This window comes from Prolixibacter sp. DSM 2831, assembly GCF_056493735.1.
Window position 1 is genome coordinate 2,239,246 of the sequence record NZ_CM151379.1, and the last position, 14,964, is coordinate 2,254,209.

11 protein-coding genes are annotated in these 14,964 nt (G+C 44.2%); 9 read left to right on the top strand and 2 right to left on the bottom strand.

Going from position 1 to position 14,964, the window contains the following annotated elements:
- The first annotated feature begins 433 nt into the window (after positions 1-433).
- The 9 genes from AC060N_RS09030 to AC060N_RS09070 all read left to right on the top strand — a co-directional run bounded on the left by AC060N_RS09030 (position 434) and on the right by AC060N_RS09070 (position 10,990).
- Positions 434-1,198 (top strand): polyphosphate polymerase domain-containing protein, encoded by a 765-nt coding sequence (locus AC060N_RS09030; RefSeq protein ID WP_479526805.1) that lies wholly within the window; start codon positions 434-436, stop codon positions 1,196-1,198.
- Positions 1,195-1,872 carry a DUF4956 domain-containing protein gene (locus tag AC060N_RS09035; RefSeq protein ID WP_479526806.1) on the top strand — a complete coding sequence of 226 codons (678 nt, stop codon included), beginning with the start codon at positions 1,195-1,197 and terminating at the stop codon, positions 1,870-1,872. Before AC060N_RS09030 ends, AC060N_RS09035 begins: the two co-directional genes overlap by 4 nt.
- 11 nt (positions 1,873-1,883) lie before the next feature.
- On the top strand, positions 1,884-2,546 hold the full coding sequence (locus tag AC060N_RS09040; protein ID WP_479526807.1) for a DUF2490 domain-containing protein: 663 nt from the start codon (positions 1,884-1,886) through the stop codon (positions 2,544-2,546).
- Positions 2,547-3,058: 512 nt separating this feature from the next.
- The gene (locus AC060N_RS09045; RefSeq protein ID WP_106543635.1) at positions 3,059-4,189 is read left to right on the top strand and encodes a universal stress protein; all 1,131 of its coding nucleotides are present in this window, start codon (positions 3,059-3,061) and stop codon (positions 4,187-4,189) included.
- 119 nt (positions 4,190-4,308) lie between these two features.
- Positions 4,309-6,399 carry a hypothetical protein gene (locus tag AC060N_RS09050; RefSeq protein ID WP_479526808.1) on the top strand — a complete coding sequence of 697 codons (2,091 nt, stop codon included), beginning with the start codon at positions 4,309-4,311 and terminating at the stop codon, positions 6,397-6,399.
- 125 nt (positions 6,400-6,524) lie between these two features.
- A complete protein-coding gene (locus AC060N_RS09055; RefSeq protein WP_479526809.1) occupies positions 6,525-7,592 on the top strand; it encodes a DUF6340 family protein in 1,068 nt (355 codons plus the stop codon).
- A gap of 52 nt (positions 7,593-7,644) precedes the next feature.
- Positions 7,645-8,679: a DUF6340 family protein gene (locus AC060N_RS09060; RefSeq protein WP_479526810.1), complete on the top strand. Its 1,035-nt coding sequence runs from the start codon at positions 7,645-7,647 to the stop codon at positions 8,677-8,679.
- Positions 8,679-9,680: a DUF6340 family protein gene (locus AC060N_RS09065; RefSeq protein WP_479526811.1), complete on the top strand. Its 1,002-nt coding sequence runs from the start codon at positions 8,679-8,681 to the stop codon at positions 9,678-9,680. The genes AC060N_RS09060 and AC060N_RS09065 overlap by 1 nt, the downstream gene beginning before the upstream one ends.
- Before the next feature lie 65 nt (positions 9,681-9,745).
- Entirely contained in the window at positions 9,746-10,990 is a 1,245-nt protein-coding gene (locus AC060N_RS09070; RefSeq protein ID WP_479526812.1) for a M48 family metallopeptidase, read from the top strand.
- A gap of 78 nt (positions 10,991-11,068) precedes the next feature.
- Here AC060N_RS09070 and AC060N_RS09075 read toward each other — a convergent pair whose 3' ends face one another.
- Positions 11,069-12,727, bottom strand: a complete 1,659-nt coding sequence (locus AC060N_RS09075) for a glycosyl hydrolase (RefSeq protein WP_479526813.1) — start codon at positions 12,725-12,727, stop codon at positions 11,069-11,071.
- 120 nt (positions 12,728-12,847) lie between these two features.
- A complete protein-coding gene (locus AC060N_RS09080) occupies positions 12,848-14,962 on the bottom strand; it encodes a glycan-binding surface protein (RefSeq protein ID WP_479526814.1) in 2,115 nt (704 codons plus the stop codon).
- Positions 14,963-14,964 lie beyond the last annotated feature (2 nt).

The following is a 14,964-nucleotide window of genomic DNA, read 5'->3' on the forward strand; positions in this document are numbered from 1 at the left end:
TTGGTACAGCCATCATTAAGAAACAATGTTGAATATTTTTCGACTTACCAATACTTTAACTAAGTTATGGTAATAATCTGAATTATGAAAAGATAACCGATAATTATTATTTCTAATGCTTCCGGTTATCCCGAACAGTAAAACAGCTTCTTGATTTGAGTGCGCAAAATAGTAAAGTTTTCAAAGGCAGCCACCCAAACCTTTTATGTTCAAAAACAACTTTTATAAATATCTTCATGTTTTACATGCATAAAACCAGAGGATAGAGCGGTTCCGGGTAATTTTTTTTATAATCGGGGGCAGGTTGTTTCGGCTAATTATGTGAAGAATCATTTTTCGGTTTGATTTCTTTTCTTTCTTATTACATTTTCCCCAATATTTTTCCTGATGTTAAATAAATCAGGCATCTTTGAGTGATAAAAAATGGTCAGAAATGTCAGTTGATTTGCAGCAATTACTTAATCATTTTGAGCCGATTAGTCTGGTTGAAGCAGACAAGGCGCGTTTGATGAATCGCGTGGATTCGAAGTTTGTGGTTTCTGTAGATAAACTGGAAGAGATCCTGTCGGAAATATGGTCGGATTACCAGGTGCTTAGTATCGACGGAGTCCGAAATTTGCCTTACCGGACAAAATACCTCGATACGCCCGATTTTGCCATGTTCAAAGCACATGTCAACGGTAAATTAAATCGTTACAAAGTCCGTTTCCGGGAATATCCCCTGACGGGAATGCGCTTTCTGGAATCGAAGTTCAAACTGAACCGCGGCCGGACCATTAAAAAACGCATTTCGCGACAAGAACGAATTCCGGAAGAAAATGAGGTGGAAGATCAATTTGTGTCGGAACAAACGCCTTATAATCGGGAAGATCTGGAAACGAAACTCTACAATAAGTTTAATCGAATTTCGTTGGTTCATAAAACAGTAAACGAGCGAATTACGATTGATACGGACATCTATTTTTCACTCGATAAGAAAGAGTGGAAAGCGCTGGGCGATGTGTCGGTTATTGAACTAAAGCAAGAGCAGTTCAGTCGGCATGCCGGTTTTACCCGCATTCTGCGAAAACACGGAATCAGGCCCGTTGGCTTTTCAAAATACTGCATCGGTGTTTCGATGTTGTATCCCGACACGAAAATCAACCGAATGAAACAGAAGATTCTGTTACTGAATAAACTAACTAAACACCTATCATGACTACCATTGCGCATTTACTTACATCCATTCCTTTGGTTTCGTCCGTCACCGGCATGTTTGGCATCGAGTGGCTGAACGGGCCGGATACGCTGGAGTTATTACTCAGGTTTCTGTTCAACCTGCTCGTAATAACGATTATTGGCCGGTATCTTTACTACCGGATTTCGCGGCGGAAAGAGTACTATTTCACTTACATCCTCATCGGTACAACGGTATTTTTCATCTCGTTTCTGCTGGAAAGTGTAAAGCTGGAAATTGGTTTTGCACTGGGCTTGTTTGCTGTTTTTGGGATTCTCCGTTACCGTACCGATACCATCCCAATCAAAGAAATGACTTTCCTCTTTGTGATTATCGCTATTTCGGTTATTAATGCCCTTGCCGGAGCGGAAATCAGCTATGGAGAGTTATTTATGACCAACGTTGCCATCGTTCTTGTAACCTGGGCAATGGAGCGTTTATGGTCGTACCGGCAGGAAACACAGAAGAAGATTATTTACGAACGGATTGAGCTGATCAAGCCTGAAAATTACGGTGCCTTGTTGGCTGATCTGGAGGAACGAACAGGTTTGAAAATCAATCGAATCGAAGTTGGCGATATTAACTTCCTTCGCGATACAGCTGAAATTATCATCTTTTACCATCCTTATCAGGAAAAAGCTTCCCGAAAGCCTTAAGCACTTGTATTATGAAGAAGATGATTGCTTTCGCAGGAATGATTTTTTTCCTGCTTGGTGTCAGGCCAGTGGTTGCAGCCGATAATTACGGTGTATGGACCAGTGCTGGCATCCGTAAAGATTTTCACAAATGGAAATTTGAATTGAACGAGGAGTTTCGATTTTCGGATGAAACTCCGAGTCTGGGGCGCTATTTTACCGAGATTGGTGCCGGATACGATGTTTCAGACTGGTTTAGCCTGGGAGCGGGGTATCGGTTTGCCCGGGATCGCGATAAAAACAATGACTGGCGAACGCTTCATCGCTTTATTATAGATGCTGAAGCCAGCAAGGATGTTAAGCGGATGGAATTCTCATACCGTCTGCGTTTTACCAACGAGGATGATTTTATAGCAGGTGGCAACGATGCCGTTTCGTTTATACGGCAGAGAGTCAAGGCGGAATATCACATCCGGAATAGTGCCTGGGATCCGTATTTCTCGGGAGAGATATATTATCAATTGCCGGATGAGAAGGCCGGTAAATTCAACAAAGTAAGATACACTCTGGGAACCAAATTCTCCCTGAACAAAAGAAATCGGTTTGGGCTGTTTATCAGGTTGCAGCACGAAATCAATGTGTCTAAACCCGACCGGGATTTCATTACTGGTTTGGCGTACACCTACCGTTTGTAAATTATCAGGACAAGAACCGTTTTTCGGTGTGAAAATTCTCCACAGCATCATGTTCAGGACGGATTGATGCCGTCCCTTTTTGAATCTTCAGTTATTAATTCTCTTATTTATGTAACCATTTTAAGTTGATGACATGCAATAAGATATGTCATAACATGTTTGTTGTTCTGATTTCGTTGAGCTGGTTTGAGGACAAGCTAAATATTGTTAAATATAGCGTTGATTTTCAACCAGATTTAGTCGGTTTTCGTTTAGAAAATAGAAGGTTGGGAAAACAAATGTTTACCGGGAAGACTTCTCGTTGTCGACGTGCTATGGTAAACTGAACAACCTGAAAAACCAAAGGATTGAAATGAATAAAGCATGTTTTCTTTCTTCGTTTTCAGTTGATTTTCATAATGTATTTTGTTAAATTTATAGTAGCCGCAGGGCAAAGCCAAAAACAACGTTCTTCACTTTTGTCGAAAGCCAGTTGCGGCCATTCAAGTTCGTAAACTCTAAATTCTAAAGCTATGACTGATAAGTTAGTTACCGTTGCCCGTTTTAGCTATCTGCACCGCGCTTACCTGATGAAAGGTTGGCTCGATTCGGCCGGTATCGAAAGCTGCATCCTGAACCAGGGATTACGATATGCTATCCGTTCCGAAGCCCAGAACCGGGTTGAACTTCAGGTAAGAGAAGGAGATGTGGAGAAAGCTTTGGAAATCATCGACCAGGTAAACGAAAAGTACGGGCCCGAGTTTCAGGAACCCGATGATATGGTTTCTGCCATCCGGAGGATTCTGGTGCCGATAGATTTTTCCTCTTTCGCGCTCAATGCCGCAAAATATGCCGTTCATGTTGCCAAACAAAAGAAAGCTGAGTTGGTGTTGGTTCATGCCTTCTTCAACCCGATTGTTAGTCCGTGGGGATACGACAATACATACATCTATCCAAGTAGTGTGACTGATGCACTCCATGAAATTGAGGAGCATGCTACCCGCGGAATGACCAAATTCGTAAGTGACCTCCGGGCTTACATGGAAGAAAAAGACTTGTTGGACATCACCCTGACCACAAGGCTGGTAGGAGGAATTGCTGAAGAGACCATTTTGGAGCTGGCTGACAGCGAGAACTTCGATCTGATTATTCTGGGGGCCAAAGGAAAATCACGGTCCGACTATTGGTACGGTAGTGTAACCGCCAAGATTATTCAGAAAGCCAAAATTCCGGTTTTGGCTATTCCGGAAAAATCAACTTACAAGGATGAGATGTTCAAGCGCATCATGTATGCGACCAACTTCGACAAATCAGATGGTCCGGCGATACGGATGTTGCTGAATATTGCCCGCCCGCTCGATGTTCATGTGCACGTGGTGCATATCGATACGTCCGGTGAGAATCCATTTGCCAATTACGATTTAAATCATTTCAAAGAGAAATATGCCGGGATTCCCGAAGACGTCCCGATGGATTTCGACATGATTAAGAATGACAATCAGGTGAAGGGAATCGAGCAATATATCAAGGACAAAGAGATTGATATTATTTCACTTACGACGCACAAGCGGAATTTGATTACCTCCATCCTGAAGCCCAGTGTGGCTCGTGAATTGCTGTTTCATACAACGATTCCGCTTTTGGTTTTTCACTCGAAGGATTGAGTTGAAATATAGTAAATTACATGTTTTATTTGAATTGATACTAAAGGGCTGCGGAGATTGTGGCCCTTTTTTATGTTTGGAATGATGGTTTGTTGTTATTTTTGTGTCTTAACGAATGATTGACAGGTGTGATTTTCTCGACAGCATATCCCGAAATATTCATCCTTCTTTGCCTGGCTTTTGCCTGGTTTCTGATGCGTTTGCTCTATCGCCACGCTTCTGCGTTTGAAAATCTGGGTCGTTGGCAACTATGGACATTAAAGGGCTTACGGTTTGCTGTACTTTTCCTGATGACTGTGTTGCTGCTTTCGCCTGTTGTTAAGCTGAAGAAAAAAACAAAGAACAAACCATTAGTTCTGGTGTTGCAGGATAATTCCTCTTCCATGCTCAATCATGCCGATTCGCTGAAGATTCGTTCTACGCTGGATTCTCTGAAAAGACGGGTTGCTTCTAATCTTTCGGGCTTAGCGGATTTGAAATGGTTCCTGTTTGCCGATTCTGTTCAGGAGGGGACTGCTCCGGATTACAAAGGTAATTTGTCTGATTATTCAGATGCTATTCAGTCGGTTGCGGCGCAGCATGGCTACGAAAAACCGACTGCTATGCTGGTTGTTGGTGACGGAATTTACAACGCCGGACAAAATCCGGTGAACACTGTAAGGACGCTGGGATATCCTGTTTATTCGGTTATCAAAGGTGATACAACATTACACAGCGACATTCGCATCAGCCAGGTGCGGGCGAATACAACGGCCTTTCCGGGAAAGGCATTTCCGGTAGAGGTGGAGATAGCCGGTAACGGATTGAAATCGGGGCAAACCCACATTTCTGTTACGCATAATGGGAAGGTTGTAGAACAACGGACCGTTCCAATTGCCGGGACCTCTCTTTTTCGTCGGGAATCCTTTCGCTTGAAAAGTGAGAAACCGGGATTGCAACATTATAAAATCCACGTAGACCCCGTTTCGGGAGAGCAGAATACCAAGAACAACACTCGCATACTCACGGTTGATGTACTGAACAGCCAGCGAAAAATATTGATATTGGCTGGGGCGCCACATCCCGATATCGGTGCGCTCACAGAGGCTTTGGAGTCTGATCCACAGTTCAAGGTTGTGGTCGCTCCGTTTGGCCATTTTGATGACTATTCTCCGGAGAAATTTAATTTACTTATATTTTATCAGGTTCCTGAATCAAAAGGTGTTGGCATATCTGACTTAAAGAGATTTATCGATTCCAGAACTTCCCGCTGGTATTTTCTGGGGGCACAAAGCAGTATTTCGGCTTTTAATAAGTTAAATGCTGGTATGAAAATTGTTAGTGAAAGTAAGCAGCTGACTGATGTTCAGATGGAGGTTAATCCCGGCTTTGGGGTGTTTCATACCGATATACGACTGAACGATTGGTTGGGGGCACAAACGCCTCTGGTGATCCCGGAAGGAAAGGTAGAAACAGAGCCTATTATGGAAACGTTGCTTTACCAGTCGGGAAATGGAGAGGAGAAACCGGCCTTGATCATGGGTGAGCAGAATGGCGTTAAAAAAGCTGTGTTTGATGGAGAGGGAATCTGGAGGTGGCGTATCTCGGCCCGGTCAGTCGACGGAGATAAAGCTCTTTTCAATGATTGGATTGTTAATACGGCGCGGTACCTGGTGTTAAAGCGAAATGAAGATCAGTTCAATGTTCACTTTAACCGAATGGTACAGGCCAACGAAGCGGTTCATTTTTCGGCTACGTTGTTTAATGCCATATATGAGCCGGTTCATAATTCGGCGGTTACATTAGATTTGACAGATGCTTCCGGCAAGCTGTTTCACTATGTTTTCACGGAAGGTAATGACGGTTACGAGTTGAATGCCGGCCATTTGTCACCGGGAAGTTACCATTTTTCCGCTGCCGCGAAGGTAGGAGCTGATTCGTTAAAGGAATCAGGTAACTTTGAGGTGATGGCTGCTCAAACGGAGATGTTGGAAACAAGAGCCAATCAGCAAATGATGACGGCTGTAGCGCAGTATTCGGGAGGCAAAGTATATTTCGCCAATCAATTGGAACAGTTATTCCCGGATTTGAAAAAGCTACTGCAGAGCAGAAGTGAGCAAACAGAAGAGGTGGTGATGATGGACGCTATCCGGTATGAATTTGTTCTGTTTCTTTTAATCGCCCTGTTGGCTGTTGAATGGTTTTTGCGTCGTTACTGGGGCGGTTATTGATGAAAAAGCAGTTTTCATCAGGTGATAGATATTTAAATTAATTATTTTGTTGATTTGTCTAAATGCATTGTATTTTAGTTGAATATATGATACTTATAATTTAAGAATTCTCGAATCGGTTACAAATGAATAGAATCCGCATCGTATTTTATTTTCTTTTCATGTTGGCAGGTGTTTCCTTGCTTGGTGGTTGTTCGGCAGTTCGCACGATCAATATTCAGTTGTTACAGCCACCGCCCACTTTTGTTTCTGATTCGATTCAGAGCCTGACGGTTTTTAACCGGAGTATGACGCCGGACTTTAAGAACTGGGATCGCGATTCGCTGGAGCAATTGCTGGCCGATCGCCATTTGGAACTGGACACAACACTTCGCGACAGCATTGCGGCTGATACAGTCATTCAGGTAGCTGCGCATCAGTTGTTCAACTCTGGTCGGTTCGACGTGGTGATTCCCAAAGAGAGTAACCTGACTAATTACTTGCCGGCGACGATTAGTCCGGAGCCCCTGGATTGGAATTTCGTGACGACGATGTGTCAAAACTTCAATACGGATGCGCTTTTGGTGTTGGAAAGCTTTAACGAGGAAGTCAACACGGATTTTGATAGTGGTTACGAGCAGGATTTCTCTGGAAACATGGTCGAGACCTATTACGGAGCTTTGGACCTCACTTATCACTCCCGGTGGAGGCTTTATGATCCGAAACATCGTGAAAAAATCAGGACTTTCGACGTCACGGATACGATTTTCTGGGATTCATACGGATATACTGCCGAGGAAATGTATTACAAGCTGCCGTCCATTAAGGATGCCTTGATCGAAGGGGGCGTGGTGACGGGACAAGATCTGGCTCGCAAAATTGCACCGCAGTGGAAAAATGCCCGCAGGCGTTTGTTTGCAACCGGGAAAAAAGATATCGACAAGGCCATACCGTTGGCAGAAAAGGGAGATTGGGAAGCCGCTCAAAAGATTTGGGAGCAGTATGCTGATGAAGGGTCGAAGAGCAGGAGGAGCAAAGTGGAGTTTAACCTGGCGTTGGCTAACGAAATGAACGGCCATATCGAAAAAGCAATTGAATGGGGTGTTAAGTCGTACAAGACTTATTACCGGCACCAAACTGACGAATACCTGAGAATACTCGATAAACGAAGAAAATTACTGAACAAGATCGACGAAGAGAAGGAGGCCAACTAGTTCTTGGTCAGGTAGGGGCTCATCTCGCCGGTCAAAATAAATACCTTGAATCATGAAAACATGTCGGTTTATTTTGGCGATAATGGCCAGCGCGCTGATTTTTGCTTCATGCACTACCACGCAATCGGTTCCTATCGAAGTGTTGAAATCCGGTAAGGTTAACTTGCCTGCCCAAAAGCGGAATTTGGCGTTTTTAGCCCGAAATTTTAAATATAATGTCGATACACTGGGGAATTACTTCAGTTACAATTATAAGCTAAAAAAAGCACCTGAAAAGGAAAATAAAGGACTGGATAGCCTGGCTGTCCAGTCGGCATTGAGCAGCCTGCAGAAGAAATTGCTGGCAACCGGTCGCTACGATACGATTGTGACTTATCCTTTCAATGCAATTCGACCACATCGCGGTAAGCATGTTTTGCCGCTCTCTCCGGGCTTCGTTACCAAAGTTTGCCAGGAAAGCCACGTTGACGGCTTGGTGGCGTTAGAAATGCTCAGCTACTTCTATTCGAAAACAACGCCCGGCGTGAGAGATCAATCGGGCGAATCCATTGTGAAAATCAACGCACTTTGGGCTCTTTACCTACCGGGAAAAGAAAAACCCGTTGACCATTTCCGCTATACGGACCAATTGGTTTGGGACCGGTTCAACCAGGACGGCGTTCTTGATCTGAGTAAGAAAATCCCTGGTCGTACTGCAGCGGTTGAAATGGCTGCGCAAATTGCCGGAGAACAATATGCCCGCCATATGGGGCCTTTCTGGGCGACAGCGAACCGTACGATTGTTACCCCTTCGGGCGATGAATGGAAGAAAGCGACGCAAATGGCGCAACATAACCAATGGGAGGAAGCCGCTGCCATTTGGAATAAGCTGGCTTCGGTTCCCAACGAGAGGAACCGCGGTATCGCGGAACTTAACCTGGCAGTAGCATCTGAAATGATGAACCAGATTGATTTGGCGGTCAGCTGGGCATCAAAGGCAGTGAAATTGTTGGATGGCAAGCGGTACGGCCCAGTTGCCGGACAATATCTGGCGATTTTGATGGCTCGCCAAAAACAAATTTCAAGACTAAACCAACAAATGAAATAATGACCACTAAAAGTCTGCTAGCTAGTCTGTTGATTCTGTTTTTTCTTCCGGGATGTTATACCACAAATAATTTTGGTTTTGTCGACATGCAGGTGATGGAACCGGCTACAGTTTCCTTGCCTGACAGTATTGTGAATCTGGCTATTGTCGACTTTCACCGAACACCGAAAGCAGATGAAATTGACCTCAAAACGAATGCCGACAGCATTGTAGACCGATATGCTGCAGAAACCCTAAAAGGATTTAAATCACAGACAGACAGTGTTCAGTATTTTAACCATGTTGAAGTAGTTTCCAACGGACTCGACTTTATGCCGAAAGGCCTGTTGTTTCCCGATTCCGTGTTGCGTCATAAGTTGTCGGCCCTTGCTGATTCGCTGGGAGTTCAGACTTTGGTTGCACTTGATACTGTTTGGTTAAGCGATAACAGTAAAAAGACTCAGTTGGTAAAAAAGGTTGTTCTCGGCTCCCGCTGGGGGTTCTTCAATGCTCTTGGAGATTCAAAGACCTATTGGAAAATCTATACGGATACCATGCTTTGGATTCCCAACCGGACAGAGTCGATTGCTTATGAGAAAAATAACCTGTATCCAAAGACCTTTGTGGATGTAATTGACACTTACGGTGAAAACAACGGTACCAGGGTAGCAATGCTGTTTGTACCTTCCTGGAAATGGACTGACCGGTTGATTTATTATTCGGGAAACGATGAAATGAAGAAGGCTGATAGTCTGGCGAATAAAAATCAATGGAAAGAAGCTGCTGAAATCTGGACTAGAATGACGAAGAGCGACAATAAAAATATTCAGGCGAAAGCAACTTTCAATATGGCATTGGCGTGTGAAATGCTGGGACATATTGAGCTGGCACTCGAGTGGGTTTCCAAATCATATCACGTGTACGACAATGAGGACCATAAACAGAAGTGCATGGACTATATCAATATCCTGGCCACACGGCTGCAACAGGAGCGAAAGCTGAAAAAACAGTTTGGCGGTTGATGTCTGGTTGCGGTGGAAGGCGATATTTTGTACATTCGCTCCGCACAAATTAATTCTCGCGACCGATGCATAATTCTGTCTATTACATCATATTGATAATCATTGTTCTGGATTTTCTATTTGAACGTTACCTTGAATATTTGAATTCAAATTCCTTGTCGGTTCAACTTCCCGATCAACTGAAAGGAATTTACAATGAAGAGCAATATGCCCGTTCGCAGGAATATGAAAAAGTAAAAAGTCGCTTTTCACTGATTACTGCCTCCCTGAGTTTCCTGGTTATCATCTTGATGTTTGCTTTGGGTGGTTTTGGCTGGCTCGATAATTATCTGCGACAATGGACCGACAATCCTATTTGGCTGGGGCTGTTGTTTTTCGGCGTTATTGGCTTGGCTTCCGACATCCTTACTTTGCCGTTTGGTTGGTACAGCACCTTTGTTATCGAGGAACGGTTCGGTTTTAATAAAACTACCGTAAAGACTTTCATTTTCGATCATATCAAAAGTTTGTTGCTCGCGGCAGTAATTGGTGGTGGTTTATTGGCCCTGGTGATTTGGATATATGAGCAGACACAAGGAATGTTCTGGGTTTACACTTTAGCCGTCATTACGGCTTTCTCGCTGTTTATGACCATGTTCTATTCGACATTGATAGTTCCGCTTTTCAATAAACAGAAACCATTGCAGGACGGTGAGTTGCGGGATGCTATTCAACGTTTTTCTGAAAGAGCCGGATTCCAACTGGACAATATTTTTGTCATCGATGGTTCCAAACGCTCGACGAAAGCCAATGCTTATTTTACAGGTTTTGGTGCGAAGAAACGAATTGTGCTTTACGATACGCTGATGGATGAAATGGAAACCGAAGAGATTGTGGCCGTTTTAGCTCACGAAATTGGTCACTACAAGAAGAAACACATTGTTTCCGGCCTTTTGTTGTCGTTGCTGAATACGGCGGTCATGCTGTATATTTTCTCTTTGGTTGTCGGTCGACCGGAACCAGCGTTAGCGTTAGGTGCTCACCAGGCAAGCTTTCATGTAGGTTTGGTTGCTTTTGGAATCTTGTATACGCCTCTTTCTTTCCTTATCGGGATGGGGATGAACGTCTTTTCCCGGAAAAATGAGTATCAGGCCGACAGTTTTGCTGCCAGCTACGGATTGGCTGAATCCCTGGGGAACTCATTGAAGAAGCTTTCAGTGAAAAACCTGAGCAACTTAACTCCCCATAAAGCCTACGTGTTTTTCCATTATTCACATCCGCCATTGTTAGCGCGGTTGAAGAATTTGAAAACCAATAGTACAGAAAAATAGGTTTAAACTATAAGTGTGTTTATGATGATTTAATTATCAGTAAAATAGCCTCTTGATGTTGTTTGTCTTTTTCTTCGGCTAATTCCTGATTTTAAAACGGAACCGTTCTGAAGATGTGCTGACCGATACCAATAAAATTCCGGAGGGAAGTTCGGAAAGTGGAATGTAAAGGACTCCTTGTTTTGGGTTTTGACTATAGAAACAGGTTCCGGTCAAGTTGTATATTTTGACCTGGTACTTTCCCTGATAGTTTTGTGGTGTAATTATTAGTTGTTGTCGTGTTGGATTTACGTAACATTGGAAGTTTATGCCGTTTTTCAGGGGGACATCGTTGGTAGAAGTGACATAGGTTGTTAGTTCAGGCATTTCATCCAGTGTAATAACGTAATCGCTGTTCATTACCTTTTCCCAATGACTAATAGGGTTATAGACGCCATCTTCTACAAAATCACCATACCATGTCATGAAATAGGACCATCCAGCCTGGTCTTCCTGAAGCTTATCAGGGTCCGGAACGATTCCACATTCACTGAGTGTAACCATCTTCTTGCCGGCAAAGTCAGTTTTGATCTTATCGAACGTGAGATATTGTGAGCCGAAATCTCCCTTACTCGCGTAGATGTCAACACCCAAAATATCAACATACTCGTCACCAGGGTACCAATCCATGTTGTCGGGGTTGGCATCGGTTGTCCAAACCCAAATCAGGTTATTGAGATGATGGTAATTGACCATGCGGTCGTACATGATTTGCCACAGTTTTTTGCAAGCGTCGGGACCTTTAGCGCCCCACCAAAACCAACCTCCGGAGGCTTCGTGTAATGGACGCCATAACACCGGAATATCTTCGTCTGCCAGGTTTTTCATCAACCCGGAAATGTAATCGATATCACCAAGCATTTCCTTGTATTCAGTGGAGTTTACATCGAAAATTTTCGATACATCAAAGTCGGTATTCTCCGTATAAAACTCTTCGGTTATCCGCGAAGGATCGCGCCAGTGCCAGCACATCGCGGGTATTCCGTTTTTACCGTACCAGGTTTTGGCGTCGTTTGTTGGTGTCATGTCGTCGTACCAGGTGTAATCCCTGTTGCAATGCATGAAGTCAATTCCAATCAGAGCAGGTTCTTTGCCTGTTTGTTGCTTCAACCAGTCCGTTTCATCGAAACTGTTCAGTGTCATGGTACCCGAGATGATTTTCTTCTGAAAATTATCCAGCAGGAACTGATACAGACGAAGTGTATTGTCGCTTGCGTTAGGGTTAACCAGTTGTCCGGTAAGATCGAATTCAATAGCCGGATCGTTGTTAGGAGCAATTTTCAGGTAGTCCACATAAAACCATCCCCAGTTTTTGATGATGTTGATCTCGTTCTGGCCTTCATTTAACCGGACTTTCCCGATACTGATTTCCTGAAAGGTATTGGATTGTGCAACCGTGAAGGACGTTGTATTTCTGTTAATCGAAATATCGTTGGTTTTTTCGCCGTAAGGTGTGGCAACCCCCAATGAAATGTCGTAATAACCAGCTGTAGTAATGGAAAAAACGAAAGTAAGCTGGTCGTTTTCGTTGGAAAAATTACCTACATAGCCTGTACCTGAATAGCCCGAAATGGATGTTTGAGTGGAAAGCCCGGAACTTAGCGAGGCATTTTCCGCTTCGTAGGTGGTTTGAGCACTGACGGTTCGGGTAAACAGAAATAACGACAGGAATGTAAGAAATGGCAGAATCTTATTCATGACTTTGATGAGGTGAGCAGCTTATGAGATATTGTATTGTTTCCGGATATGCTTTGCAGAAGGGAAGAAGCGCACATTCCCGGTAAGGAATGTAGCGCTTCTTTTTTGCTAAACATCTAACTATTTATGTTCGAACCGAATATTGTCGATGTACAAGCCGGTAATGTCCACGTTTCCATCGGCATTGTTGAAATTCATGCCCCATTCGAGTGTGTCATCACCTGAAATTACATCAGGCAGGTCGGCGAATTGGGACAAGTCGTAGGTGACAGTAATCCATCCCGGGGTAGTTTCGTCGGCAGCAACAATGCCAAAGCCGCCCAAATCAATCCGGTTACCCGCCATTTCCATCTGGAAATGTACGTTGGTTGTACCGAACGGCTTGTTCAGGTTGACATCCATTTTCAGTAGGTAGTCGGCTTTGGTTGCCTCTACTTTTGGAAGTTGCGTATGGTTACAGCCCCAAATCCAGGCCCAGCCGGTCAACGCATCAGCAATTCCGTGCATGTAGTTGCCCGAAATGGCAATTGCCGGATCGTTACCTAGTTCAACAGTTCCACCCCAGTTATCCCAACTGAGATCGTGGCCGGTTTCATCAAAGTCGTTGATGACCAGGCTCGGATCAACCACTGGGTCGACGCCGCCAATAAAGATTTCGGGTAACAGGCCTTCTTCACCTTCGTAGGTAATCATCTTGATTTGTCCATAGCCGATGGCTGCATCCAGCGGTACATACACTTCCACTTTAGTGTCCGTTTTGATACCGTAAGCTGTTGCCACTACATTATCGGGGAAGATCAATTCCTTAATCAGATCCATGTTGGTTCCGTTGATGGTCAGAATCTGCCCAGGAGTTGCTTTTGCTTCCGTATAAGATGAGAATGTAGGCAGATTGGTCAGAACAGTGAAATCGGAAGGTGAAGTAACCTCGGTTCCGTTTTTAGCAACTAACGTGATGGGGCCGGTTTGAGCGCCAACTGGTATGGTTACCACCAGCGAAGTTTCAGATTGCGAACCGATGTTTCCGCTTACTCCGCCCGTGAAGTTTACGGTGGTTACCAAATCGAGGTCAGTACCTGTAATGGTGATGTCGGTATTGGCTTTTGCCTGATCCGGAGCAAAGCTGGTAAACACCGGATCGACCAGGGTGAGTTCTTCACTTGTTACATCTTTGCCTGACTGAGTGGCCAATGTAACGACTCCGGTTATTGCATCATCGGGTACGGTAACCTGAAGCTCTGTTTCAGTTGCAGAAGTGACTGTTCCTGCTTTATCGCCGCCAAAGGTAACCGAAGTCACGAGATCCAAATCTCTTCCGGTGATGGTCAATGTGGCTCCGTTTTTCACAGGATTCGGGTCAATCTTCGTGATAACAGGCATAACCAGTGTTAATTCTGCCGGACTAGCCACTTCTACACCTGAAAAGGCAACCAATTTTACAGCTCCGTCTTTTGCATTGGCAGGTACATTAACTGTAATTGTGGTCTTTGTAGCATCTGTCGTGAAATCTGTCACCGTTAAGTTTTCGTTGAAGATGATGGATTTGACCAGATCGTAGTTTTTGCCGGAAATGGTAATCGCTGTTCCCGGTTTTGCCGGATTGGGAGTCATTCCGGTAAATTCGGGTAACGTTACTTTCAAATCGCTTTCGGTGTAAACCACAATGGGCGATTCTGCGCCATTGGAGACAGCTACTTTACCGGTTTGAGCTTCGATGGGAACCAGTACTTTGATTTCGTAACGACTCAGGCTTTTGAAAGCAGCTGAATCAACTGGTACATTATTGGCAAAAATCACCTGTTTAATCTGGGCGAGATAATCTCCTTTTATCGTCAGCGTATCTCCGGCCTTGACGGAATTGGGCGTAAAGCTTTCAATGGAGATGGGCTCAGAATATCCCAGTTCGGTTTTGGTGGTAATATCGCCCTGCGGCGTCTTCAACACGACGTAACCCGGTTCCGCTTCCTGCGGAACTATCAAACGTATCTCATCGTTACTGAACATCGTAAACTCTGTTATTTCGATGTTTTGCGGAAGCACGATAGCGGTTACCTTATTGAGGTTCTGACCGATAAAACGGATTTCCGTTCCGCGCAAAGCGGGAGAGGGTCCAAAGCTGTTCAGTACAACGGGTGCGCTGTCCTTGTCATCTTTGTTACAGGATGCCAGGATGGAACCCACCATCAAAACGATGACGAGCATCCGGAATATAAAGAGGAATCTATTTCGTTTCATAG

Bases quoted from the DNA above. Each gene is read 5' to 3' on its own strand.
- AC060N_RS09030 (WP_479526805.1), top strand. From the start codon at position 434: ATGTCAGTTGATTTGCAGCAATTACTTAATCATTTTGAGCCGATTAGT.
- AC060N_RS09035 (WP_479526806.1), top strand. From the start codon at position 1,195: ATGACTACCATTGCGCATTTACTTACATCCATTCCTTTGGTTTCGTCC.
- AC060N_RS09040 (WP_479526807.1), top strand. From the start codon at position 1,884: ATGAAGAAGATGATTGCTTTCGCAGGAATGATTTTTTTCCTGCTTGGT.
- AC060N_RS09045 (WP_106543635.1), top strand. From the start codon at position 3,059: ATGACTGATAAGTTAGTTACCGTTGCCCGTTTTAGCTATCTGCACCGC.
- AC060N_RS09055 (WP_479526809.1), top strand. From the start codon at position 6,525: ATGAATAGAATCCGCATCGTATTTTATTTTCTTTTCATGTTGGCAGGT.
- AC060N_RS09060 (WP_479526810.1), top strand. From the start codon at position 7,645: ATGAAAACATGTCGGTTTATTTTGGCGATAATGGCCAGCGCGCTGATT.
- AC060N_RS09065 (WP_479526811.1), top strand. From the start codon at position 8,679: ATGACCACTAAAAGTCTGCTAGCTAGTCTGTTGATTCTGTTTTTTCTT.
- AC060N_RS09070 (WP_479526812.1), top strand. From the start codon at position 9,746: ATGCATAATTCTGTCTATTACATCATATTGATAATCATTGTTCTGGAT.
- AC060N_RS09075 (WP_479526813.1), bottom strand. From the start codon at position 12,727: ATGAATAAGATTCTGCCATTTCTTACATTCCTGTCGTTATTTCTGTTT.
- AC060N_RS09080 (WP_479526814.1), bottom strand. From the start codon at position 14,962: ATGAAACGAAATAGATTCCTCTTTATATTCCGGATGCTCGTCATCGTT.